The organism is Photobacterium kishitanii, from assembly GCF_000613045.3.
In the GTDB taxonomy this organism is placed as follows: Bacteria; Pseudomonadota; Gammaproteobacteria; order Enterobacterales; family Vibrionaceae; genus Photobacterium; species Photobacterium kishitanii.
Genome location: NZ_LN794352.1, coordinates 3,227,101 through 3,252,077, shown reverse-complemented (window position 1 = coordinate 3,252,077; position 24,977 = coordinate 3,227,101). Strand labels below are relative to the sequence as shown.

The 24,977-nt window shown below is 41.4% G+C and carries 22 protein-coding genes; 14 read left to right on the top strand and 8 right to left on the bottom strand.

Features of this window, described 5'->3' with window-relative positions; all coding sequences use genetic code 11:
- The first annotated feature begins 258 nt into the window (after nucleotides 1–258).
- From recQ to PPBDW_RS15020, 4 genes are all read left to right on the top strand, one after another.
- Entirely contained in the window at nucleotides 259–2,103 is a 1,845-nt protein-coding gene (gene recQ, locus PPBDW_RS15035) for an ATP-dependent DNA helicase RecQ (RefSeq protein ID WP_036788511.1), read from the top strand.
- A 9-nt stretch (nucleotides 2,104–2,112) separates the two neighbouring features.
- Nucleotides 2,113–2,415 carry a DUF3630 family protein gene (locus tag PPBDW_RS15030; RefSeq protein ID WP_036788430.1) on the top strand — a complete coding sequence of 101 codons (303 nt, stop codon included), beginning with the start codon at nucleotides 2,113–2,115 and terminating at the stop codon, nucleotides 2,413–2,415.
- 109 nt (nucleotides 2,416–2,524) lie between these two features.
- Complete coding sequence (locus PPBDW_RS15025) at nucleotides 2,525–3,241, top strand: 7-cyano-7-deazaguanine/7-aminomethyl-7-deazaguanine transporter (protein ID WP_054262084.1); 717 nt, start codon at nucleotides 2,525–2,527, stop codon at nucleotides 3,239–3,241.
- A gap of 75 nt (nucleotides 3,242–3,316) precedes the next feature.
- Complete coding sequence (locus tag PPBDW_RS15020; RefSeq protein WP_336596014.1) at nucleotides 3,317–3,757, top strand: GNAT family N-acetyltransferase; 441 nt, start codon at nucleotides 3,317–3,319, stop codon at nucleotides 3,755–3,757.
- A 266-nt stretch (nucleotides 3,758–4,023) separates the two neighbouring features.
- Here PPBDW_RS15020 and elbB read toward each other — a convergent pair whose 3' ends face one another.
- The gene (gene elbB / locus PPBDW_RS15015; protein ID WP_036788429.1) at nucleotides 4,024–4,674 is read right to left on the bottom strand and encodes an isoprenoid biosynthesis glyoxalase ElbB; all 651 of its coding nucleotides are present in this window, start codon (nucleotides 4,672–4,674) and stop codon (nucleotides 4,024–4,026) included.
- 376 nt (nucleotides 4,675–5,050) lie between these two features.
- On the opposite strand from elbB, the gene polA reads away from it, so the two are divergent.
- Both polA and spfP read left to right on the top strand, forming a co-directional pair.
- Nucleotides 5,051–7,822 carry a DNA polymerase I gene (polA, locus tag PPBDW_RS15010; protein WP_036788428.1) on the top strand — a complete coding sequence of 924 codons (2,772 nt, stop codon included), beginning with the start codon at nucleotides 5,051–5,053 and terminating at the stop codon, nucleotides 7,820–7,822.
- Between the two features lie 178 nt (nucleotides 7,823–8,000).
- Nucleotides 8,001–8,048, top strand: a complete 48-nt coding sequence (spfP, locus tag PPBDW_RS22965) for a small protein SpfP (RefSeq protein ID WP_438616993.1) — start codon at nucleotides 8,001–8,003, stop codon at nucleotides 8,046–8,048.
- A gap of 704 nt (nucleotides 8,049–8,752) precedes the next feature.
- Here the strand turns inward: spfP and yihA are convergent.
- Nucleotides 8,753–9,421, bottom strand: a complete 669-nt coding sequence (yihA, locus tag PPBDW_RS15005; RefSeq protein WP_036788427.1) for a ribosome biogenesis GTP-binding protein YihA/YsxC — start codon at nucleotides 9,419–9,421, stop codon at nucleotides 8,753–8,755.
- 155 nt (nucleotides 9,422–9,576) lie between these two features.
- Between yihA and PPBDW_RS15000 the strand changes: the two genes are divergently transcribed.
- From PPBDW_RS15000 to hemN, 5 genes are all read left to right on the top strand, one after another.
- On the top strand, nucleotides 9,577–10,194 hold the full coding sequence (locus tag PPBDW_RS15000; protein WP_036788426.1) for a c-type cytochrome: 618 nt from the start codon (nucleotides 9,577–9,579) through the stop codon (nucleotides 10,192–10,194).
- Nucleotides 10,195–11,094: 900 nt separating this feature from the next.
- Nucleotides 11,095–11,736 carry a methyltransferase domain-containing protein gene (locus tag PPBDW_RS14995; protein WP_036788425.1) on the top strand — a complete coding sequence of 214 codons (642 nt, stop codon included), beginning with the start codon at nucleotides 11,095–11,097 and terminating at the stop codon, nucleotides 11,734–11,736.
- Nucleotides 11,736–12,284 (top strand): Der GTPase-activating protein YihI, encoded by a 549-nt coding sequence (yihI, locus tag PPBDW_RS14990; protein WP_036788424.1) that lies wholly within the window; start codon nucleotides 11,736–11,738, stop codon nucleotides 12,282–12,284. Before PPBDW_RS14995 ends, yihI begins: the two co-directional genes overlap by 1 nt.
- 3 nt (nucleotides 12,285–12,287) lie before the next feature.
- Complete coding sequence (locus PPBDW_RS14985) at nucleotides 12,288–12,767, top strand: DUF2489 domain-containing protein (RefSeq protein ID WP_036788422.1); 480 nt, start codon at nucleotides 12,288–12,290, stop codon at nucleotides 12,765–12,767.
- 147 nt (nucleotides 12,768–12,914) lie between these two features.
- Nucleotides 12,915–14,288, top strand: a complete 1,374-nt coding sequence (hemN, locus tag PPBDW_RS14980; protein WP_036788417.1) for an oxygen-independent coproporphyrinogen III oxidase — start codon at nucleotides 12,915–12,917, stop codon at nucleotides 14,286–14,288.
- Nucleotides 14,289–14,381: 93 nt separating this feature from the next.
- Here hemN and add read toward each other — a convergent pair whose 3' ends face one another.
- The 5 genes from add to glnA all read right to left on the bottom strand — a co-directional run bounded on the left by add (nucleotide 14,382) and on the right by glnA (nucleotide 20,248).
- Nucleotides 14,382–15,386 (bottom strand): adenosine deaminase, encoded by a 1,005-nt coding sequence (gene add, locus PPBDW_RS14975; RefSeq protein WP_036788415.1) that lies wholly within the window; start codon nucleotides 15,384–15,386, stop codon nucleotides 14,382–14,384.
- A 118-nt stretch (nucleotides 15,387–15,504) separates the two neighbouring features.
- A complete protein-coding gene (gene glnG / locus PPBDW_RS14970) occupies nucleotides 15,505–16,917 on the bottom strand; it encodes a nitrogen regulation protein NR(I) (RefSeq protein WP_036788413.1) in 1,413 nt (470 codons plus the stop codon).
- Nucleotides 16,918–16,941: 24 nt separating this feature from the next.
- Entirely contained in the window at nucleotides 16,942–17,994 is a 1,053-nt protein-coding gene (gene glnL / locus PPBDW_RS14965; RefSeq protein WP_413771902.1) for a nitrogen regulation protein NR(II), read from the bottom strand.
- A 141-nt stretch (nucleotides 17,995–18,135) separates the two neighbouring features.
- On the bottom strand, nucleotides 18,136–18,705 hold the full coding sequence (locus PPBDW_RS14960; RefSeq protein ID WP_036788410.1) for a DUF4124 domain-containing protein: 570 nt from the start codon (nucleotides 18,703–18,705) through the stop codon (nucleotides 18,136–18,138).
- 133 nt (nucleotides 18,706–18,838) lie between these two features.
- A complete protein-coding gene (glnA, locus tag PPBDW_RS14955) occupies nucleotides 18,839–20,248 on the bottom strand; it encodes a glutamate--ammonia ligase (RefSeq protein WP_036788408.1) in 1,410 nt (469 codons plus the stop codon).
- Between the two features lie 601 nt (nucleotides 20,249–20,849).
- On the opposite strand from glnA, the gene typA reads away from it, so the two are divergent.
- Entirely contained in the window at nucleotides 20,850–22,676 is a 1,827-nt protein-coding gene (typA, locus tag PPBDW_RS14950; protein ID WP_036788406.1) for a translational GTPase TypA, read from the top strand.
- 105 nt (nucleotides 22,677–22,781) lie between these two features.
- Here the strand turns inward: typA and PPBDW_RS14945 are convergent, their stop codons facing one another.
- The gene (locus PPBDW_RS14945; RefSeq protein WP_036788404.1) at nucleotides 22,782–23,420 is read right to left on the bottom strand and encodes a DUF2959 domain-containing protein; all 639 of its coding nucleotides are present in this window, start codon (nucleotides 23,418–23,420) and stop codon (nucleotides 22,782–22,784) included.
- A 148-nt stretch (nucleotides 23,421–23,568) separates the two neighbouring features.
- Here PPBDW_RS14945 and PPBDW_RS14940 point away from each other — a divergent pair, with 148 nt between their 5' ends.
- Nucleotides 23,569–24,501 (top strand): virulence factor BrkB family protein, encoded by a 933-nt coding sequence (locus PPBDW_RS14940; RefSeq protein ID WP_045043609.1) that lies wholly within the window; start codon nucleotides 23,569–23,571, stop codon nucleotides 24,499–24,501.
- Nucleotides 24,498–24,935 carry a D-aminoacyl-tRNA deacylase gene (dtd, locus tag PPBDW_RS14935; protein WP_036788402.1) on the top strand — a complete coding sequence of 146 codons (438 nt, stop codon included), beginning with the start codon at nucleotides 24,498–24,500 and terminating at the stop codon, nucleotides 24,933–24,935. Before PPBDW_RS14940 ends, dtd begins: the two co-directional genes overlap by 4 nt.
- Nucleotides 24,936–24,977: the final 42 nt, after the last annotated feature.

The following is a 24,977-nucleotide window of genomic DNA, read 5'->3' as shown; positions in this document are numbered from 1 at the left end:
TGATAATCGTAACCATAAACACCAGTCATTAATTTTAGATAAATCAGGCTGTAGCGAAAGATTGATGCTGAAGTTGTTATTGGTGGCGATTAGTTTTAAGAAAATATGCCGCCACTATCATTGTAACTGAGGCAATGACTTGGTTTTATTTGATAATTATTAATGCCATCACTTAATCGCTTTGTTATTGGGGGCTTGCTCGCATCTACCCTAGATTTAGGTATAGAATGGCAGCTCTGTTTAGCGAAGAGTCTTACTATGTCAACCGTTGCCCCTCAGCCTGTGTCGTCATTATTATTATCCAGCCAAGAAATATTGCAGGATGTATTTGGCTATCAACAATTTAGGCAAGGCCAACAAGCAGTGATTGATGCGATCACTGCCGGTAATGACTGTTTGGTTATCATGCCAACCGGTGGCGGTAAATCTTTGTGTTATCAAATTCCTGCTTTAATGCTGCCGGGATTAACCGTGGTGATTTCACCACTGATTTCGCTAATGAAAGATCAAGTAGACCAGCTTAATGCCAACGGTGTCAGTGCCGGATGTATTCATTCAGCGATGGCACGTGAAGAAATCCAAGCCACTTTTGATGCGATGCAAAATGGAGAATTACAGTTAGTTTATGCCTCACCTGAACGGGTGTTAATGCGCGATTTTATTGAACGTTTGCAGCAACTTGATGTAGCGATGGTGGCTGTTGATGAAGCGCATTGTGTTTCACAGTGGGGGCATGACTTTCGACCTGAATATGCGGCATTAGGCCTGCTTAAACAACAATTTTCACCTCTGCCTGTGATGGCATTAACCGCCACAGCCGATGATGCCACACGGCATGACATTATTAGTCGATTGGGATTAACCGATCCTCATTGTTATTTGGGCAGCTTTGATCGGCCGAATATTCGTTACACGTTATGGGAAAAACATAAACCGTTAACGCAATTAAACCGTTACTTGGCGACGATGCGGGGTCAGTGCGGGATCATTTATTGTAATAGCCGTAAGAAAGTTGAGCAGATCAGCGAAAAACTGTGTGAAAGTGGTATTCGTGCCGCGGCATATCATGCTGGAATGGAACACCAACAGCGAGTGGCGGTTCAAGATGCTTTTCAACGTGATGATATTCATGTGGTTGTTGCAACGGTAGCATTTGGAATGGGGATCAATAAGCCTAATGTGCGGTTTGTGGTCCATTTTGATATTCCGCGTAATATTGAATCCTATTATCAAGAAACAGGACGGGCAGGACGGGATAGCTTACCAGCAGAAGCATTATTACTTTATGATCCGGCAGATTTAGCCTGGTTACGCCGTTGTGTCGATGAAAAACCGCATGATGCGCAACGTGATGTTGAGCTACATAAATTAAATGCGATGGGGGCATTTGCTCAAGCACAAAGTTGTCGCCGCCAAGTACTGCTACATTATTTTGGTGAAGATCAATGTCAAGCATGTGGAAATTGCGATGTATGTCTTGATCCGCCGCAGCAGTTTGATGCGGTGGAAGCGGCTCAAAAAGCATTGTCATGTGTATATCGCGTTAACCAGAATTTTGGCATTACCTATGTGGTTGATGTCTTGCGCGGCATGCAAAATCAACGTATTCGTGAATATGGACATGATAAATTAACCACTTATGGTATTGGGCGTGAATACAGCCATGAATATTGGGTAAGTATTTTACGGCAATTGATCCATCGTGGATTTTTAACCCAAAATATTAGCCGTAACTCAGTATTACAACTAACAGAGCAAGCGCGGCCGTTATTAAGGGCTCAAATGCCGTTATCATTGGCTGTACCTCGACTTGATACGGCGGCTCGTAGCAGTAAAGTTGATCGAATGGCCAATCGTCAATATGACAAAAAATTATTTGCCAAGTTACGCAAATTACGCAAAGCGATTGCTGATGAAGAAGATTTGCCACCCTATGTGGTATTCAATGATGCTAGCCTGATGGAAATGGCGGAACGGTTACCAAGCTCAAAAGGGGACTTTTTAGCGATAAATGGTGTCGGTCAGCGTAAGTTAGAAAAGTTTGGGGTGGTATTTTTGCAATTGATTGGCGATCACTTAATGGCAATTGATGAACATAACTAACGGAAGTTAATGATGGATTATGATTTTAGCCACACGGAAATAAACCTTGAGCAAGGCACTTTAGTGGTTACGCCGGCCCAGTTTGAGTTTGATAATTTTACTACGATCGCAATGGCACTGTTACAGCGTTTAGATGCGACCTTGATTGATAAAGAGCCAAGTGCTGATCTCCACCAATGGTTAATCGACTTTGATGGTTGTCAGCTATTACTCAAAGCTGAACATTACAGTACATCGATGTGGTTTGAATTGTTGGTATTGAGTGAGATTGATGATCTGATTTTTATACAGCAGTTATTGTCACGCCACTAGGCAAATTAATCCGGTGCTGTATAATCGCCGCCCTGGTGTTGCAGGCGGTAGCTACCATCTGCAATGGAAATGTTTGGGTTCCCTCCCCCCAATGACAAAAAGGTCTTACATGACTGCTTTATCTAACGCAACAATATCTAATACAACAACGACTGCTTTTACCTCTGCTCAACAACACAAGGCTTTATCGTATTTGGTGGCTTTTCATTTATTAGTGATCGCTTCAAGTAATTATTTAGTCCAACTGCCGTTTACTATTTTTGGTTATCACACCACTTGGGGCGCATTTACCTTTCCGTTTATTTTCCTTGCGACTGATTTAACTGTCCGTATTTTTGGTGCCGGCATGGCACGAAAAATTATTTGGCGGGTAATGGCGCCGGCATTAATTGTGTCTTATGTGTTGTCAGTGCTGTTTTTTAAAGGACAATATCAAGGTTTCGCTCATATTACTGAGTTCAATTTGTTTGTCGCTCGGATTGCGATTGCCAGTTTTATGGCATACCTGTTGGGACAAATATTGGATGTGTCGGTATTTAATCGTCTCCGTCAAATGAAACAGTGGTGGATCGCGCCCACAGCATCGACCATTATTGGTAATGCGCTTGATACGACCGCATTTTTTAGTATTGCGTTTTATCACAGCCCTGATGCATTTATGGCACAAAATTGGACTGAAATTGCGTTAGTGGATTACAGTTTTAAATTAATTATTAGTTTAGGTTTGTTTGTGCCTTTATATGGGGTACTACTTAATTACTTAATTAATAAGCTAACCACGTTAAAGCCGCAGCCGTTTAGCGATACTGTGACTGTAAGTAAATAAACCATTATGGTTTTAGGATTGAAAAAAAATCGGCTGCGGCCGATTTTTTTTAAGTTAATCAAAGGACGCTGAATAATGACTGCAATAGTGGTACGTATTGGAACGATAGCTGAAGCTGTTACTGTATTAGCTAGCATCAGTGAGTTAGATAGTGGCATTAATGCCAAGATGATTCGATTACGATTAGCGCATCAGCCGGCGTTGATTTTGGTGGCTGAATATCAACAGCAATTAGTTGGAGTTAAGGTTGGTTATGCATTATCTGAACAGGTATTTTATAGCTGGCTTGGTGGAGTGCTAGCTTGCGGTCGTGGATTGGGCATTGCGCAAAAATTATTAGAAGCACAAGAAGCATGGGTGATGGCACAATCTTCATATACGACGATTAACGTCAAGTCGCGTAACTGTTTTCCTGCCATGGTGAGATTATTGTTTAGAAATGGCTATGCTATTGAAAATATAGAAAAGAAAGGCCAGTTGCGTGATTATAGGTTGGGTTTTACCAAGCAGATTTAATTGAATTTAATAACTAAATGCAACTTATTCTCAATTAGGTGTTGCAACTTAGTTGAGAATGGTTATTATTAACATGCTTTTAAGCGCTAGAGAAACCGCTTTTTCTGGTACTTGATAGCACGACATTGCTCACATTGCTTCCAGTGTACTTCAGCTTGGTAATGGCGATTAGTGTAGGGCTAAAAACCAATTACTACTTTTGCTACGCGGCGCATAACACAGTGCGCCGCTTTTTCTTTTTAAGCGTTTAATAATCATTATTATGCTTATGCCAATTTTATTAATTCTCGTACCAGTTTATTGATTCCCATTGCAGCTTCACTGATGTTAGTTGCTAGCATGTAAGCTGGTGTAGTTAATAGACGTCGCTTTTGATCGAGAACAAAATCATCGACAGGGCATTGTACATGCTCGCCCCCCATGGCATTAAATGCGGCAGCAGTATCAGGATCATCACCGATCGTTGCTTTAGCGCCAGGGCCATAGATCTGTGGGATCAAGGTTGGGGCTATACATAAATAGGCTGCAGGTTTATTTGCTTGAGCAAATGCTTGGCAGGCTTGTTTAACATCTTCATTGAGCTGGCATGCACTGCCGTGAAGAGCAAAATCAGATAAATTATTGGTGACGCCAAACCCTCCTGGTACCAACAGCGCATCATAATCATTAATATTTAAAGAGACGACATCGGTAATATTACCGCGGGCAATTCGAGCCGATTCAACTAAAACGTTACGAACTTCATGAGTTACCTCACCATTGAGATGGTTAATCACCAGATGTTGATCAATATTGGGTGCAAAGCAATGCCAACTTGCTCCTTGTTGTTCAATGGCTAATAAGGCTAATACCGCTTCATGAATTTCGGTTCCATCAAACACTCCTGAACCGCTTAAAATTACTGCAATTTTCTTCATAATGGCATCCTAACTAATCAAATATAGTTATATTGTTGTTATTATCAGCTTGGTTACGATTATCTAGCTAAGGTTGTCCACAATCAATGATCAATATGGGATCAAGGATCTAAATCAAGCTGTCTTATTAAGTATATGAAAGTAAATACAATCATGGGTAATTTTTATTTTTATATAAAAAACGATCAACGGGTGTAAATTAAATACTAACAAAGTTATCCACAGAAAATGGATGAATAACACAAAACAGCAGTTAACAGTTGCGGTTTGGCATGGCATTCTAGTAAACATTGCATTTTTTCTGTGGTGTAGGGATAAATTTGGTCGATAATAGACCTAACCTGAATTACTTTTGCTTGGATATAAGAATAACCTTATGGCTACGATTCCTGAAAATCCATTGATCCTTATTGATGGATCCTCTTATCTTTATCGCGCTTATCATGCTGCGCCTAATTTCACTAATTCCGATGGCGAGCCGACAGGTGCAATTTACGGTGTAGTAAACATGCTACGCAGTATGCTACGCCAGTTTTCGACCGATCGTATTGCGGTTATCTTTGATGCCAAAGGTAAAACATTCCGTGATGACATGTATCCTGAATATAAAGCTAATCGTCCCCCGATGCCGGAGGATCTTCGAGGACAGATTGAGCCATTACATGCAGTGATCAAAGCGATGGGGTTACCATTGATCTCGATCTCTGGCGTTGAAGCTGATGATGTGATCGGCACGCTGGCGACGCAGGCATCTAAACAAGGGATGCCTGTGTTGATCAGTACGGGTGATAAAGATATGGCACAGCTGGTAGATCAAAATGTTACCTTGATCAATACCATGACTGATGTGGTGATGGATCCTGCTGGTGTTGTGGATAAGTTTGGTATTGGGCCAGAGTTGATTATCGACTATTTAGCTTTAATGGGAGATAAGGTTGATAATATTCCAGGTGTTCCTGGGGTGGGTGAAAAAACAGCGAAAGCACTATTAACAGGTATTGGTAGTTTAGATTCTTTGTACGCTAATCTTGATGATATTGCGCCATTGGGATTTCGTGGTTCAAAAACGATGGCGAAAAAGTTGCTTGATAATAAAGAAGCGGCTTATATGTCTTATAAATTGGCAACGATTAAGCTTGATGTTGAACTAGAACTGGCGCCAGAACAGTTGTGTAAAGGTGTGCCTGATACTGATGCACTGACTGAATTGTTTGGTAAATTACAGTTCCGTCGCTGGCTAACTGAAATGTTAGATGGCAGTGATGGCCGCATTGTCGCGGATGAGAGTGCTGCAACTGCGACCACTGAGCCTAAAATCATCGCTCCAACCATTGATCGTAGTGGTTACGAAACCGTATTGGATGAGGCAAGCTTTAATCGTTGGTTAACTCAATTAAAAAATGCCGATGTATTTGCATTTGATACCGAGACTGATGGTCTTGATTATATGACCGCTAACTTAATTGGAGTGTCATTTGCAGTTGAAGAAGGCAAGGCTGCTTATGTTCCGGTTGCTCATGATTATCTCGATGCGCCAGCACAACTCGATCGTGATTGGGTATTAGCGCAATTAAAGCCATTATTAGAAGATAAAAATTTAGCGAAAGTTGGCCAAAATTTAAAATTCGATGCCAGTATTATCGCGCGATATGACATTGATATGCAGGGTATTAAATTTGATACCATGCTTGAATCTTATGTTTATAACAGCGTAGTTGGTCGTCATGATATGGACAGCCTAGCACTGCGTTACCTTGAGCATAAAAATATTAGTTTTGAAGATATTGCCGGAAAAGGTAAGAAGCAATTAACCTTTAACCAAATCGATCTTGAACAAGCAGGACCGTATGCTGCAGAAGACGCTGATATTACCTTGCGCTTGCATAATGCGTTGTATCCAAAAGTTGCAGCAGATGAAAAGCTGAAAAAAGTTTTTGAAACTATCGAAATGCCGTTAGTGCCAGTGTTATCTCGTATGGAGCGCACTGGCGTTTACATTGATAGTATGCTGCTTGGATCGCAATCAATAGAATTAGCGCAACGATTAGATGAGATTGAAAAACTGGCTTATGAATTAGCAGGGCAAGAGTTTAATTTAAGCTCACCGAAACAATTACAAGCGATTCTGTTTGAAAAAATGGGATTACCTGTAATTAAAAAAACCCCATCAGGTACACCGTCAACCAATGAAGAAGTATTGCAAGAGTTGGCGTTAGATTATCCATTACCAAAATTATTATTAGAATACCGTGGCTTAGCTAAGCTTAAGTCTACTTACTCTGATAAATTACCGAAAATGGTTAATGCGGTAACTGGCCGAGTACACACTTCTTATCATCAAACAGGCACCGTTACTGGACGCTTATCATCCAGTGAGCCTAACCTGCAAAATATTCCAGTACGTAACCCTGAAGGCCGTCGTATTCGCCAAGCATTCGTTGCGAAGCCGGGTTATAAAATTCTGGCAGTCGATTATTCTCAAATTGAATTACGCATTATGGCGCATCTTTCTGGTGATCCCGCGTTGTTGGATGCATTCCGTCATGGTAAAGATATCCATGCGGCAACTGCGGCTGAAATTCTAGGATTAGCGATTGATGATGTGAGCACCGAGCAACGTCGACGCGCTAAAGCGATTAACTTTGGGTTAATTTACGGCATGAGTGCGTTTGGTTTAGCCAAGCAACTCGATATGGGACGTAATGAAGCTCAAGATTATATGAATGTGTATTTTGAGCGCTATCCTGGTGTTTTAGAGTATATGGAAAGCACGCGTAATAGTGCGGCAGAACAGGGGTATGTTGAAACCTTGTTCGGTCGTCGTTTGTATCTGCCTGATATTAAAGCGCGTAATGGTTTACGTCGTAAAGCAGCAGAGCGAGCGGCAATTAATGCTCCAATGCAAGGAACTGCGGCTGATATTATTAAATTAGCCATGATTGCAGTCGATGAATGGGTGCAACAACAGCCACAAGGTCAAGTGAGCTTGTTAATGCAAGTACACGATGAATTAGTATTTGAAGTGGAGGAATCTGCATTAGACACTGTGACGGTAAAAGTTCGTCAATTAATGGAGCAAGCAGCAACGTTAGCTGTACCATTAATTGCAGAGGCTGGTTACGGTGATAATTGGGATCAAGCCCACTAATTAATATTGTTATTGATGAATTAAATAATAGTTGATCGTGAGATCAACTATTTTTTTTGTTAAAAATAAGAACGGTTATGTAAAAATTACTTACAAAAGTATGAAAAAAAACTACGACAAAGACTTCCAAAAACTGAGTGATTGATATACAGTTACTAACGTAGGGTACAGAGGTAAGATGTTCTATCTTTCAGACCTTTTGTTTCACGTTATTGGATTTGGCTGATTCAGCTGCCCCGGTCTATTTATTGGACCGGGGCGTTTTTTATTGTACCAAAGCAAAATTTATCCTCGCTATATGCGCTGCCTAAGCTTACTTTTTTATGGCTATTTAGTCGTTATCAATACTCTTATTGTGTTTGTTTATTATTCGAAACCAATAAAGTTGGCGATTTTTTGTCACTATTATCAATTGCTTTATCTTTATTCGTCATTTTTCTTCGTTAGTGTTTATTTGTTTGCGTATTTTTTAGAGTAAATACTTTAAATTTTGAATTGGCAGGCTATAATAGAAACAGCTTCTTGTTCATATTTTATTTTGTTGGTTAGTTATAATGACTAGCGGGCGAACAAAGACATGAAATAGCCATTCTCGGTATTGAGAATGGCTTTTTTTTTGGTTTTTTTTTGAACAAATGATGGTGTAATTTAATTCCATAAATGTTTAAAGTTGTTAAGAATTAGTAAACTTGTTTTTCAACTAAAATAATGTGCTGTAATCAATATGATTAACAACTTTAAATCGGGGAGGGGGGTGGAGTGCATCTCAAAACGACTAAATAAGGCTATCTAGCACAGTAACAGCGGTTGCATTAGTTAATGAAATAATCAATTCTCGAATGATTATAATAACAACCTCTAAATTCTCTCTGCATTTACCCCACCAATGATGGTGGGGGATTTTTAGTGTTGTTTAGCAGTGTCAGGATTTTATTCTGCAGGAGGGAGATTAAAAACCTCACTGTCATCAGCTGCCAATACACGTTGACGTTCAAGCTCTGGTGCATACCACTCATCCAGTTTGCGGCGAACTTGATCAACGCCAATCCCTTTCAATGATGAGAAAGCTTCAACTTGAACACTCCCGCCAAATTCTTTCGACATTTCACGGATTTTTAGTACTTGTGCTTTCCGCGCACCACTCTTTAATTTGTCAGCTTTAGTTAATAACACTAAAACAGGTAAGCTACTTTCAATTGCCCAGTTGATCATTTGTTGATCAAGATCTTTCATTGGATGGCGGATATCCATTAATACCACTAAGCCCTGTAAACATTCACGGCGCTGAAGGTATTCACCTAATGCTTTTTGCCATTTTAATTTTAGCTCGAGTGGTACTTGGGCAAAACCGTAGCCAGGTAAGTCAATTAAGTTACAGCCATTAATGACTTCAAACATGTTGATTAATTGAGTACGGCCAGGAGTTTTAGAAGTACGAGCCAAACCTTTTTGATCGGTTAGGCGATTTAGTGCACTTGATTTACCGGCATTGGAGCGACCAGCAAATGCGATCTCAACGCCGACATCTTGTGGCAAGTGACGAATATCCGGTGCACTTGTAATAAAACTGGTATTTCTATAGTTGAGAGGTTGATTCACTGTTAACTCCGTCAAGCCCTCACATTGTAAATGAGCGCTTTTTTGTGAAATTGTCTAAGATATATTAAACCGTGTTTGGTTTATGGTCGTATTGTATACCATGTCACTAAGCATTACTTGTGGTACGGAAGCCCTATAATTATAAATGGAATTTTATGAAAAAATTAGTCTTAATATTCACACTCGTTGCGAGTTATTCGGCCTGGGCACAAGGCGATATCAATGCTGGTAAATTAAAGGCTGCTACTTGTGTTGCTTGTCATGGTAATGATGGCAATGCGGTTATTGCACAGTATCCTAAATTGGCAGGTCAACATGCTGATTATTTAACGAAACAGCTTGTTGATTATAAACTTGCCGTAACGAGTGGTGGTGCTCAAGGTCGAAGTAATGCTGTTATGGCAGGAATGACAGCAGCATTATCAGTTACCGATATGAAGGATCTCGGGGCGTATTTCTCCTCATTGCCGATCTCTGCAAATACGACCCCTGAAGCTGTAATTGCGATTGCTGAGCCATTATATCGTTTTGGTGATCCCGAGCGGGGGATTGCTGGTTGTATTAGTTGTCATGGACCACGTGGTAACGGCACCAGTCTCGCTGGTTTTCCTAAAATTTCAGGTCAGAATGCGGAATATACTGCGTTGCAGCTGCAAGAATTTCGAGCAGGGACTCGTAATAATGATCTCAACAGTATGATGCGATCCATTGCCGCTAAGCTAACTGATAATGAAATTAATGCACTCTCTGCTTATGTTGGTGGCTTACATTAAGGGTGGAATTGTTAGCATTATCACTAAGGTTGCTTAGTATTACTATTTTTTAATATTTTAATAACGGCGAATAAGCCAGTGATGTTGTAAGAGATCGACCATTGATTAGCGCTGTAATGATGATTTTATTTGTAGCTGATTATTTTTTTATTTTATAGAACATAGACTTGGTTAGTCGCTATTATTACGCATTCAAAAGTGTGATCTTGATACATTGTTTTAATGATGGCTTAAGGTAAATTACTCCTGTCGACAAGGAATGCGACATTGGATAGGAAGCGCTAGGATAGCTTAGGCAGTGAAGCCAAAAGGATACACAGGAAGTCTGGTCAGGAGACTAGGGTAGACGCAGGAAGCGTAAGGATAGTCAGGGTCGACACTCATGGAAAGAGGGTAGCTATAGTAATATAGCTCAGATACATCAGGATGATGTATCGCATAAGGATGGTGGTATAGTTATTGGAGCGTAACATTGCGATAGGAATCGCCAACTTAGGATAAGTTGCTAAACCATGGAATGGTAATTAGGATGCAAAAATTCACTCGGATAGTGACGAACAATATTGGCATGGATAGCAATCATAAAAAATGGATATTTGTTAAACCGGGACGTTGCTTACTAGTTACGGAAAGACTAGACAGAATTATAAGCTCATAGCTTACCCCATATAGCGATAGGTGCAGACCTATCGCTTTTTTTTCGTCTAAATTTCGATTTTTACTACGATTATCATTATGATTTAGCAGTGATATTATGCTTATCAATCCGATCAAATAGCCGAATAAATTGAACAATTTGTCAGCAGAACTACATCTTAACCGTAATTGGGTATAGAATAGCCCGCTCGATTTTACACCGCTGCTGCTGTTCGTAAACATTCAGTCGTTGTGGAGAAGACAATGGATAGATGTCCACTTTGTGGTAGCAACGATAATACTTGGTTAGTGGCAGATACTAATCGTGATTATTTTCGCTGTTTACAATGTGCATTAATTTATGCCGATCCGACAACTCATTTAACGTCGTCTCAAGAAAAATTAGTCTATGACCAACATCGGAATAATCCGAATGATATCGGCTACCGACAATTTTTAGGGCGATTAGCCACTCCATTGGCGACACGATTATCATCACCACCTTTATCTGGGTTGGATTTTGGTAGTGGCCCTGGGCCGACCTTGTCAGTGATGTTGGCAGAAATGGGGTATACTATGACGATCTACGATCCCTATTTTGCGGCACAATCCGTAGTATTAGAGGGTCAGTATGATTTTGTTACTTGCACAGAAGCAATCGAGCATTTTTATCAGCCTGCGAAGGAATGGGGGCTGTTGCTACGTTTAGTCAAACCCGGCGGTTGGCTTGGGATCATGACTAAACTAGTAACCGACACTGATGCTTTTGAGCATTGGTACTATAAGAACGACCCAACCCATGTCAGCTTTTTTAGCCATGATACGTTTTGCTTTTTAGCTCAACGTGATGGTCTTGAAGTTGAGTTTGTTGGAAATGATGTGATTTTGCTGAGGAAACCCCAGTAATGACCCGTAAGAAAAGAGCACGTACCGTAGGTTCTGAAGGCCCTGCTGTATACCGTGAAAAATCAAATAGTAAAGTTGATATTGAGACTCGTGAACGCCAAAAAGCGAAGAAGCGTAAAGGTCTAAAATCAGGTAGTCGTCATTCTGCTGTTGAAGATAATAAGCAGCGTAACGGCGGTCAGAAAAAAGATCCACGTTTAGGCAGTAAAAAATTAGTACCGCTAATTGTTGAGCCTAAAAAACCACAAACTAAGCAACAGCGCCGTTTATCAGCAGAGCAAGAACTTGCACTTCTTGAAAATGATGCCCAATTAATGGTGCTATTAGATCGCATTGATGCGGGTGAAAAACTAGGTGCAGGCCTACAAAAACAAGTTGATATGAAGTTAGACCGTATTGAACGTCTAATGAAGCAACTGGGTTTATTAGATGATGTTGAAGAAGCATCAGCACCTGTTAAACAAAGTGCTAAGTCTAAACCTCGTTCAGATGATGATTTATTAGCGCAATTTGAAAACATGGATTTTGATAATTTCGATAAGGAGTAACCGTTGCAGGGAATAACTCTTCTGTTTGTTATTGGTGGCGTAATTGTGGCTGGATTAGCACTATACGCTGGATTGTTATTAGCTAAACTTTATAAGCAGCAACAACGGCATAAGCTGTTTTTAGCCCGTGCTGCAGAGCAACAGGCTGAAGCAATTAAAGCTAGAAATGACAATATATTAGAAAGTGTCTTTATTATCGCAATGGCATGTAAGCAAGATCAATGTGATATCTCTGAAGGCGCGATTCGGTTATATAAATTAATGGAAGTGTTGCAAGCTGATAAAAAAGTTGATTTTGCAGCAACGTACCCGGCATTAACTGACTTGTATCATGTGGTTAAAGATATGCCACGTGGAGATGCACGTCAGCTAATTGAAAAACAAAGCCGAATGCGGTTCGATCTTGAACGTATGAAAGCTGAGTCTCGTCTACAGGCTGAGATTAAACTTGAATTGGATGCTATCCTGTCAACCAAGGTTTAACCTATCATCGTAATTATTAACACCGCCATTTATTGGCGGTGTTTATTTTTATCCAGAGTGTAAATTGAACAGCAAGGATAGGTTTTACTTTTAGTAAAACGGTGACACACTCTATTTATTACATACTCACCACATTGGAACAATGTCATGTCAAATGAGCAGATTATTTGGGATCAGGCCCTGATTGAAAAATATAATTATTCAGGCCCTCGTTATACTTCTTACCCGACCGCACTAGAATTTAATCAAGCATTTACTTCTGCTGAATTTGAGATGGCATGTCAGCAATATCCTGATCGTAAGTTATCGCTTTATATTCATATCCCATTTTGTCATAAGCTTTGTTATTACTGTGGTTGTAATAAAATCATTACTCGCCACCAACATAAAGCTGATCAATATTTAGATGTGCTTGAGCAAGAGATTAAGCAACGCGCGACCTTGCTTGGTGATCGTCAAGTGAGTCAGTTGCACTGGGGCGGTGGCACACCAACATTCTTAACCGCAGCACAAATTAGTCGTTTAATGACTGCTTTACGTAATGCGTTTAACTTTGATACCGATGCTGAAATTAGTATTGAGGTTGATCCGCGAGAAATTGAACTTGATATTCTTGATCACTTGCGTAGTGAAGGTTTTAACCGATTAAGTATTGGGGTACAAGATTTTAATAAAGATGTGCAGAAGTTAGTTAACCGTGAGCAAGATGAAGCGTTTATTTTTGCGATGGTGCAGCGGGCGCGTGAGTTAGGTTACCGCTCAACTAACCTTGACTTAATTTATGGGTTACCATTACAAACTAAAGCATTGTTTGCGGAAACACTACAGCAAGTGTTGACCATGAAGCCGGGACGATTATCAGTATTTAACTATGCCCACATGCCGACCTTGTTTGCTGCTCAGCGTAAAATTCATGAAGATCAATTACCGTCTGCCACTGAAAAATTAGCGATTCTGCAAGATACCATTGCGACGTTAACAGAGGCAGGGTACCAATTTATTGGTATGGATCACTTTGCGTTGCCGGATGATGAATTAGCCGTTGCCCAGCGAGCTGGTATTCTACACCGTAATTTCCAAGGCTATACGACTCAAGGCGATTGTGACTTACTCGGCATGGGCGTATCAGCTATTTCAATGATTGGCGATTGCTATGCGCAAAACCAAAAAGAATTGAAGTTGTATTATAGCCAAATGTCCGCACAACAGACGGCATTGTGGAAAGGTGTCACTTTAGATGCAGATGACTTACTACGTCGTGAAGTGATTAAAGCGCTAATTTGTAATTTCCAATTAGATAAGCGTGCTATTGAAACTGAATTTAATATTGATTTTGATAGCTACTTTAGCGAAGACTTACAGTTATTAACGACATTTATTAATGATGAATTAGTGACGGTGGATAAAAACATTATCCATGTTGAGCTTAAAGGTCGATTATTGATTCGTAATATTTGTATGTGTTTTGATAAATATCTGCGAGATCGTGCTCGTCAGCAACAGTTCTCCCGCGTTATCTAATCTTCACGAAAACGGTTATAAAAAACGCCTCGGTTTCACGTGAAACCGAGGCGTTTTATTTTGTGTCTTGCTGGTGGCTATAATGAACTGCAATTAGCCACGCTTGTTGGCAATATCACGTAATGCCTGCTTTTCTGCCGCAGATAAGAATGCTAGCTCAAGCCCGTTGATTTGCGCTTGACGAATTTGAGCGTTACTTAGGCCAGCCTTTGGCGCAGCGACTTCATATTCGTAAGGCAGTTCAATCCCTTCAACTGCTGGATCATCTGTATTCAAACAGGCGAGGATACCATGCTCAAGGAATGCTTTAACTGGGTGCTGGGCAATGTTAGCAACGGTACTGGTTTGAATATTTGAAGTAATACAAGATTCAATACCAATGCGGTGCTCTGCCAAGTAATCCATCAGTTTAGGATCATTAACTGCTTTTACACCGTGACCAATACGTACTGCACCAAGCTCATTAATCGCCTGCCACATGCTTTCTGGTCCTGCCGCTTCTCCCGCATGAACTGTGATCTGTAATCCTGCATCGCGGACTTGTTTAAAGTGCGATATAAATTGAGTGCCAGGTTGGCCCAATTCATCACCAGCAAGATCAATTGCAACCAATTGGTCTTTATGGCTTAGCAGTGCGTCTAGTTCTTGTTGGCAAGCTTGAGTGCCAAAAGTACGACTTAGAATGCCGATTAGATTGGCTTTAACGCCAAAATCACGACAGCCAGCAGCAACGCCATCAGCTACGGCTGCGACTACACCAGCAACGGGTAAGTTGTGTTTCATCGCCATGTAGTACGGTGAAAAGCGCAGTTCAGCATAATCAATTTGCGCGTTAAGTGCGTCTTCAACGTTTTCATAAGCAACGCGACGACACGCATCTAAATCACCTAATACTGCTACACCCCAATCTAATTTACTCAGAAAAGCCACTAGGCTAGGCTCAGCTTCAACAATTTGTACATGTGGACGTAATGCTTCAATCTCTGTTGCAGGCAAGGCAATATTAAAGTGCTGACCTAATTCTAAGATCGTTTGTGGACGAATATTACCATCAAGGTGGCGGTGGATATCCGTTAGTGGAAGATCTTTGTTAATCATGATTATTATACTTCCCGAAGTTAAAGATGAACGCAGTATACGCAATCACTAAATGACATTCATCACTGTTACAGATAAATGTGCGCTGGTGCAAATTGTAGCTTTGATGCTATTTGACTTAATCATGGATTTGTAATTCTTTGAGCTTACGCGTCAGGGTATTACGCCCCCAACCAAGTAATTTTGCTGCTTCTTGTTTATGACCATGAGTATGAAGCAATGCGGTTTCAAGAAGAATTTTTTCAAACTGCGGTAGCGCCTCAGCTAATAATTCTGTTTCACCTTGTTGTAGCGCTTGTTGGGCCCATTGCTGTAAGCCCTGATGCCAATGTTGAGGTTGGGTAGAGGTATGAGTGGCAGTGGTGATATCTGTGATTTCTGGCGGTAAATCCGATGGCAATATTTCATTACCGCTCGCCATTACCGTTAACCAACGACAGATATTTTCCAATTGACGCACATTACCTGGCCACGGCAATTGAGTTAGTTTTTCTGCCGTTTGTGGATGTAAAGATTTCACTTCCACACTTAATTCATCAGCCGCACGCTGTAAAAAGTGGTGTGCCAGTTGGGGAATATCTTGGCGGCGATCTTTTAGCGATGGTAAATGGACTCGAATAACATTGAGGCGATGGAATAAGTCTTCACGGAAATCTCCTGCAGCCACAAGCCGTTCAAGATGCTGGTGAGTAGCCGCAATAATACGCACATCGACATTTACTGGCGCATGACCACCGACGCGATAAAATTGACCATCTGCTAATACCCGTAACAATCGCGTTTGGATATCTAATGGCATATCACCAATTTCATCGAGAAATAAGGTGCCACCATTAGCTTGTTCAAATCGCCCCTGACGGACACTATTCGCCCCCGTAAAAGCGCCTTTTTCATGACCAAATAATTCTGACTCAATTAAATCTTTGGGAATTGCCGCCATATTGAGTGCAATAAAAGCGTTATTACTGCGAGGACTATGGCGATGGAGTGCATGGGCGACTAACTCTTTACCTGTACCAGATTCACCATTGATTAATACTGAAATTGATGAGCGAGATAAGCGGCCAATGGCTCGAAACACTTCTTGCATAGCTGGTGCTTCACCAATGATTTCTGGTGCATGTTTAGCCTCAGCGACGGGTTGTTGGTGGCGTTTTTGTTCTTGGCTATGACTGAGTGCGCGTTCAACTAACGTTACCGCTTCATCAATATCAAACGGCTTGGGAAGATACTCAAATGCGCCACGTTGATAGGCATTAACCGCTGCATCGAGATCTGAATGGGCGGTCATAATAATAACTGGTAAGGTAGCGTAATCTTGCTGCAGCTCTTTGAGAAGCGTGAAACCATCGGTGCCGGGCATTTTAATGTCAGACACTAATACATCAGGCACACTGCGCTCTAATGCTGCTAACACGCTATCGGCGTCAGCAAAGGTTTCACATTTCATTCCGGCATTGGTTAAGGTGCGTTCTAATACCCAGCGAATAGAGCTGTCATCATCAACAACCCAGATTAATCCTTTACTCATAGTAAGCTCCTATGGCGGTCAGTGTCATGACTTTATTGGTAAATGAATGGTGAAATTAGTGTGTCCCGGCCAGCTGAAAACCTCGATCTTTCCTTGGTGTTGATCAATTAAATTGCGTGCAATCGATAGACCTAAACCAGTGCCGCCTTCACGACCGGTGACCATTGGATAAAATAAGGTGTCTTGAATGTCTGCCGGAATACCAGGACCATTATCGATGATTTCAATGGTGGCAGTAACACGATGACGAACCCCTTGAATTAAGCTTTGATGTGCAGTGCGGGTTTTTAATTTAATCGTGCCACCACCTTGGCTTTTTAATGCTAATGCTGCGTTACTGACAATATTGAGTAATGCCTGTTCCAGTTGTTCAGCATCCATATTTATTTCGGGCAAGCTAGGATCGTAATCACGTTCAATGTTAATCGTACTGTCAGTATCAATGTTGACTAATTGGCGCACTTTCTCTAACACTAAATGAATATTATCGGTCTTGCGGATCCCTGGTCGTTGTGGCCCGAGTAAGCGGTCAACTAAATTACGTAGTCGATCAGCTTGCTCAATGATCATTTGGGTATATTCGTGGTAACTGCTATCTGGCAGCGTTTTCTCTAATAATTGTGCCGCACCGCGTAGCCCACCGAGTGGATTTTTTATTTCATGGGCTAGACCGCGGACTAACTCTTTGGCCGCTTGTTGTTGTGCATGTTGGTTTAGCTCTTGGCTAATACGGCGTTGCTGATCTATTGGTTTTAATTCTAATAAGATCAACAGTTGTTTTTGCCATGAAATTGGACTGGCATTAACCCCAAGTAGATGCCGTTGACCATCAATGACAAAGGTGACGTCACTGTCAGCTAAACCTTGACCACTATGAAGGGTTGCCTTGACATGATTAAGATCCAGCGAGCTGTACTGGAGTAATTGTGGTAGTTGTGTACCGAGTAATCGCCGTTTACTCGAATATAATAATTGCTCTGCTGCAGGATTGACGTACCGAATCACTAAGGCTTCATCGAGTAATACAATCGCAGTGACTAAATTGTCGAGAATTATGGGTATAAAGCTGGTATTCACAATCATCATCCTTATTCGATAGCCAAGTAAAAGACGATCGGTGCAAGCGCACATTCGTCGCTGTTAACTAACGCACCAATTTGGTGCATTAAAGTGTACTCGGTTTAACAGCGAACAGGCAGGGTTTATTGTAAATAGACGTTAACGGGGTTGAACTGGGCTGTTCTTAGGACGTATCTGCGATACGCGGTGTAAATAAACCGTAATACTTTCAGATGAAGCAAGGAGCTTGCCATTGTTGAGTAATTGGATTTGAATTTGATGACTGCCGCGATCAATATTGGTCAATTGCCAAGTTAAGCGAGTTTGAGGCGGGCTATTAGTTTGACCATCAATGACTAATTGAGCTTGTAAGTTTTTATTAAGTTTACGGTTACTGACGGCACGAACACTAATATTACCGTCGTTGCTACGAATAGTTTGCTGGTGTAATGGTGCTAATAAACGGATAGTTGCTATCGGCAACAGTGCTCCTGTCTCTGCGGTAATGGTGATGCGTTCAATATTGTCAGTTTGGTTAAGCTCTACTACAGTGGATTGAAAATGTGGTTGTAGTTCGGTAATTGAAAGCTCAACCGCACTGGCTTGTGGGACTTCTGCGATATCGCTAAAGTGCACCACCCCATTGTCATCTGTCCACGAGTAGATGGTTGTTGCAATGGCCGTAGTGGCTACAAGTAGTAGGATTGGTGCTAGATAGAAGAGCCTCATCCATTAACTCCCTGCCCAGATTTTGATGGTTAATAAGCTGCTATTGTTACTGCTTTTGTGGGAGTCGCAAGATCAAAAAGACCTGCGTGTGAAGCAGGCCTAAATCTTAGTTGTTAAGTCATTAAGTGATTACTTAAACTGAGTAGTAAAGTTCAAACTCTAATGGGTGTACTGCCATATTGATTTTCTCTACATCTTGCGATTTTAGCGTGATGTAAGAATCAATAAAGTCGTCAGAGAATACGCCACCAGAGGTTAAGAATTCACGATCTTCGTCAAGCGCTTGTAGTGCACCTTGTAGTGACTCTGCTACTTTTGGAATCTCAGCGGCTTCTTCTGCTGGTAAGTCGTATAGATCTTTATCCATCGCTTCACCTGGGTGGATCTTGTTCGCGATACCATCAAGGCCTGCCATTAACATTGCTGCAAATGCTAGGTATGGGTTCGCTGCTGGATCACCAAAGCGTACTTCGATGCGACGTGCTTTTGGACTTGGAACAACTGGAATACGGATTGATGCTGAACGGTTACGTGCTGAGTAAGCCAGCATAACTGGTGCTTCGTAGCCAGGGACTAGACGCTTGTATGAGTTCGTTGCTGGGTTAGCAAAAGCGTTGATTGCACGTGCGTGCTTGATGATACCACCGATGTAGAACAGTGCCATTTCAGATAGGCCGCCGTATTTATCACCTGCAAAGAGGTTTACACCGTCTTTTGCGAGTGACATGTGAACGTGCATACCTGAGCCGTTATCACCAACGAGTGGTTTAGGCATGAAGGTTGCTGTTTTACCAAACGCGTGAGCAACGTTATGAACAACATACTTATAAATCTGAATTTCATCAGCTTTATTGGTTAGAGTATTAAAACGAGTTGCGATTTCATTTTGACCTGCAGTTGCTACCTCATGGTGGTGCGCTTCAACAACAAGGCCCATTTCTTCCATGATTAAACACATTGCAGAACGAATGTCTTGTGATGAATCAACTGGTGCTACTGGGAAATAACCACCTTTAACGCCTGGTCGGTGGCCTTTGTTACCACCTTCGATAGTGGCACCGCTGTTCCATGCGGCTTCAATGTCATCAATCTTGAAGAATGAACCCGACATATCAGTATTGAATTTAACATCATCAAATAAGAAGAACTCTGGCTCTGGACCAACTAATACGTTGTCAGCAAAACCTGCTGAACGCATGAATTCTTCTGCGCGTTTAGCGATTGAGCGTGGGTCGCGATCGTAGCCTTGCATTGTTGCTGGCTCAAGAATATCACAACGAATGTTTAGAGTTGCGTCTTCAGTAAATGGGTCAAGTACCGCACTTGCTGCATCAGGCATCATCACCATGTCTGATTCATTAATGCCTTTCCAGCCTGCAACTGAAGAACCATCAAACATTTTACCTTCTTCGAAAAAATCAGCATCGATTTGATGAGATGGAATAGTAATGTGCTGCTCTTTACCTTTGGTATCGGTAAAACGTAGATCAATAAACTTAACTTCATTTTCCTGGATCAACGCTAGTACGTTTTCAACTGACATCTTGAGTAACCTCCGGTGTTATTTAGGGCGATGGTCGCAAACTTTTGCTCATATTATGGTGAGCGAATCTAAAAAGTCTTAAAGCGAAAACCATGCCAACTTTTTAAAGCCCCTAAAAATGCGCTTTTTTGGCGTTTTTGGAACTTTTTCCTGTCCTGTTTTGCACTATTATGGTGACACATTGCACCAACTTGGTGCGCAAGTGTGAAGTATTAAAAGTGAGACAATAGCCTCCAGTACATTCACCCATTTTATAGTTACTCTACTATGGTGATGAGGGCAAATATTGTCAATCCACGAGGTGATAATTAGGTCTTTTTATTGCTAAATAATGGTCGCTAAGCGGTAACCGAAAAGCGATATAGATCGCAGTTTTAGTTAGTTTTGGACTGATTTATCGTACGAATGAAGGCCCTGAAAAAAATAAAAATAGCCAAAAAAGTGAGTAAAAATGCGGCTCTAGCGCGAATTGGTAAAAAAGCTGGTGATATAAATCACATATTTCGTGGGTTTTGGAGTAAAATCTGTTAAATTATGAGCCGTTTTTTTAATCAAGTAGCCTCTATTAAGACGCTGCATGTTCTGAGTGAATGTGAAACTAATGTCTAATCAACTGATCGATAACTTAAGAAATATCGCAATTATTGCTCACGTTGACCACGGTAAAACTACCCTGGTTGATAAACTTCTACAGCAATCTGGCACGTTAGAGGGTCGCGGCGAAGCCGAAGAACGTGTGATGGATTCTAACGATATCGAAAAAGAGCGTGGCATTACCATTCTTGCTAAGAACACAGCAATTAATTGGAATGACTACCGCATCAATATCGTAGATACCCCTGGACACGCAGACTTCGGTGGTGAAGTTGAGCGTATCATGTCTATGGTTGACTCAGTATTACTTATCGTTGACGCGGTTGATGGCCCAATGCCTCAAACACGTTTCGTAACGCAAAAAGCGTTTGCATACGGTCTTAAGCCAATCGTTGTAATTAACAAGATTGACCGTCCAGGTGCACGTCCTGAGTGGGTAATGGATCAAATCTTTGACCTATTCGACAACCTTGGCGCAACTGACGAGCAACTAGACTTCACAACAGTTTACGCATCAGCGCTAAACGGTTGGGCAACAATGGAAGAAGGCGTAACTGGCGAAGATATGGAACCATTGTTCCAAGCTATCGTTGATAACGTTGCTGCTCCATGTGTTGACGTTGATGGCCCACTACAGATGCAAGTATCTCAACTAGATTACAGCTCTTACGTTGGTGTTATCGGTGTTGCGCGTATTGCTCGTGGTACTGTTGCTGCAAACCAGCAAGTAACTATTATCAGTGCTGACGGTAGCAAGCGTAACGGTAAAGTAGGTACAGTTCTTGGTTACCTAGGTCTTGAGCGTCATGAAGTTGCTGAAGCGAAAGCGGGTGACATCATCGCAATCACAGGTCTTGGCGAGCTTAAGATTTCTGACACTATTTGTGATGTAAACACTGTTGAAGCATTGCCTGCATTGTCTGTTGATGAACCAACTGTAACAATGACTTTCCAAGTAAACACTTCTCCATTTGCTGGTAAAGAAGGTAAGTTTGTTACTTCACGTAACATTCTTGAGCGTCTACAAAAAGAATTAGTACACAACGTAGCATTGCGCGTTGAAGAGACTGATAGCCCAGACCGTTTCCGTGTTTCAGGCCGTGGTGAACTTCACCTATCTATCCTGATTGAAAACATGCGTCGTGAAGGTTACGAGCTAGCAGTATCTCGCCCAGAAGTTATCATCAAAGAAGAAGATGGTAAGCTAATGGAACCGTTTGAAGTTGTAACTATCGATGTGGTTGAAGAGCATCAAGGTAGTGTAATGGAGAAAATCGGTATCCGTAAGGGTGAGCTAAAAGATATGGCACCAGATGGTAAAGGCCGTGTTCGCATGGACTTCATGATGCCTTCTCGTGGTCTTATCGGTTTCCAAACAGAATTCCTAACAATGACTTCTGGTTCTGGTCTTATCTACCATACGTTTGATCACTACGGTCCTCACAAGGGCGGTACTATCGGTCAACGTGCTAACGGCGTATTGATCTCTAACGGTACTGGTAAAGCGGTAACATACTCGCTATTCAACCTACAAGAGCGTGGCCGTCTGTTCTCTGAGCACGGTGATGAAGTATATGAAGGTCAGATCATCGGTATTCATAACCGTGCAAACGATCTAACTATCAACTGTCTACGTGGTAAGCAGCTAACAAACGTTCGTGCATCTGGTACTGATGAAGCACAAACGCTTTCTCCTGCTATCAAGTACACACTTGAGCAAGCGCTAGAATTCATCGATGATGACGAGCTAGTAGAAGTAACACCAGAAAGCATTCGTATCCGTAAGAAACTTCTTACTGAAAACGATCGTAAGCGCGCAGGTCGTGGTAAGTAATTACCCCTGACTGAAGCTTACTAATACAATCCCTCGCTTGGTAACAAGCGGGGGATTGTTGTATCTGGGACATGAAAAGTTACGAGTAAAAAAAAGAAGGCAAGATTATTTTTTCAAATGACCAATAAAGCGATTCGATTCTGCAATGGCATGGTTCATATCTCGAATGGCACCAGATATTTCAGTTTGTAATGAATTAAATTGCCCTTGAAGCGAGCCGATAGCCGCTGCATTAAGGTTATGCTTCAGATAGAGGGTGTTATCACGTAAAGTATCTAAAACAGGCTCCATTTTCTTCTCAGCGCGTTTCATGGCTGCTAACATCTTATTGTAAGATGCTTTTGTGGTCTGTAATTTACGTTGGCTATCGCGCTTAAGGGTAGCACTTTTATATAATGACAATTCTTGTTGCCATTCATCAAACATTGCATTCGCTACATCTTCAATCGCTGCAATGCGATCATTAACGTTATTGACTGCCGCTTCACTACGTTGATATTGACTATCAATATCTTGGTAAGCAGACTCAAGCTCCCCACCATCGAATTGGTTAAGTGCTTTTAGTCCTTCAAGAGCACTCGTAAATTGTTTTTGGGCATTTTGTTGTGCTTGGTTGGCATCTTCAACTCGATCGACCATGATATCGCGCTTATAGACTCCGACTTTTTCCATCGCTGAGTAGTAGGCAGTTTGACAGCCAGAAAGTAGGCTAACACTTAAAAAAATTGCAATAAAATAAGGCATGTTTTGCTCCTTGGTGAGACATGCAAAATAACAAATAAATGGCATTACCGTGCCGTGCTAAAGTAACGATTTCGATGGATAAACATCAACTACAGCATCTAACGTTAGCATGACTGTTTTCCATAACTTATAGGTAGAACACTCTATTATGGCTGACAAAAAACAACCTGTGAAATTTGTGTTGTGGCAACGGTTGCCGCGAATAATGGAATATTTCGGTTATTTAATCCAGCGTGCTAACCATGACCGATTAACGGTAACTGCAGGATCAATGGCTTATGTAACTTTGTTGTCTTTAGTGCCGCTGTTAACGGTGGTCGTTTCGGCGTTATCTGCAGTCCCCGCTTTTGCAGGTGTCGGCGCTCAAGTGCAGCAGTTTGTGATCACTAACTTTGTTCCTGCTGCAGGGGCAGTAGTGACAACTTATCTTAATGAATTTATTGCGAATGCTGGCAAAATGACCGTGGTTGGAATTGGGGCATTATTTGTAGTAGCAATGATGCTTATTTCTTCGATTGATAAAGCTCTTAACTATATTTGGCGAGTAAAGAAAAAGCGCCGTTGGGTAATATCATTAGCTGTGTATTGGATGATCCTCACTTTAGGGCCTATTTTATTGGGCTCAAGTATTGCATTGAGTTCATACCTTGGTTCATTGGCATTACTCGACCATCAAACATTGCATGGGGTGGTTCAGCAGTCATTACAATGGCTACCTTCAATGATGTCAGGATTGGCTTTTTTATTGCTTTATGCATTAGTACCTAATTGTAAGGTAACGTTTAAACATGCGTTGATAGGCGCGTTGTGTAGTAGTGTTTTATTTGAATTAAGTAAAAAAGGCTTTGTGATTTATTTAGCTCATTTTCATTCATATCAAATGATATATGGTGCATTGTCAGTGATCCCTATTTTATTTGTATGGGTGTATTTGTGCTGGTGTATTGTGTTGCTAGGGGCAGAGATCACCGCCAGTTTAGGCGAACGCGGTTTTTGGGATGTGAGTCCACCTCGATCACAACTAATAACAACGGTGACTAACAGTGACCATGATTTAACTAATAATAAGGAACAACAATGATTGCACTAATTCAACGGGTGAGTGAAGCCAGTGTTACCGTCGAAGGGAAAATAACCGGTGCTATTGGCAGTGGTTTATTGGTGCTATTAGGGGTTGAAAAAGGCGACGATGAAGCCAAAGCACAAAAACTACGGGATAAAGTGTTGGGCTATCGTATCTTCAGTGATGCAGACGATAAAATGAACCTTAATGTGCAACAGGCACAGGGCAGTGTATTAGTGGTATCGCAATTTACTTTAGCTGCTGATACTAAAAAAGGCATGCGTCCCGGGTTTTCTGCAGGAGCAGCCCCTATGGAAGCGGAACGCTTGTACCAATATTTTGTCGAACAGTGTAGGGCACAACCGATAGTAACTGAAACTGGAGTGTTTGGTGCCGATATGAAAGTTGCATTGGTTAATGATGGCCCTGTGACTTTTTGGTTACAGGTTTAGTTATTCTCGTTGCAGATTAAGCGTGTGAATATTGTAGACGAT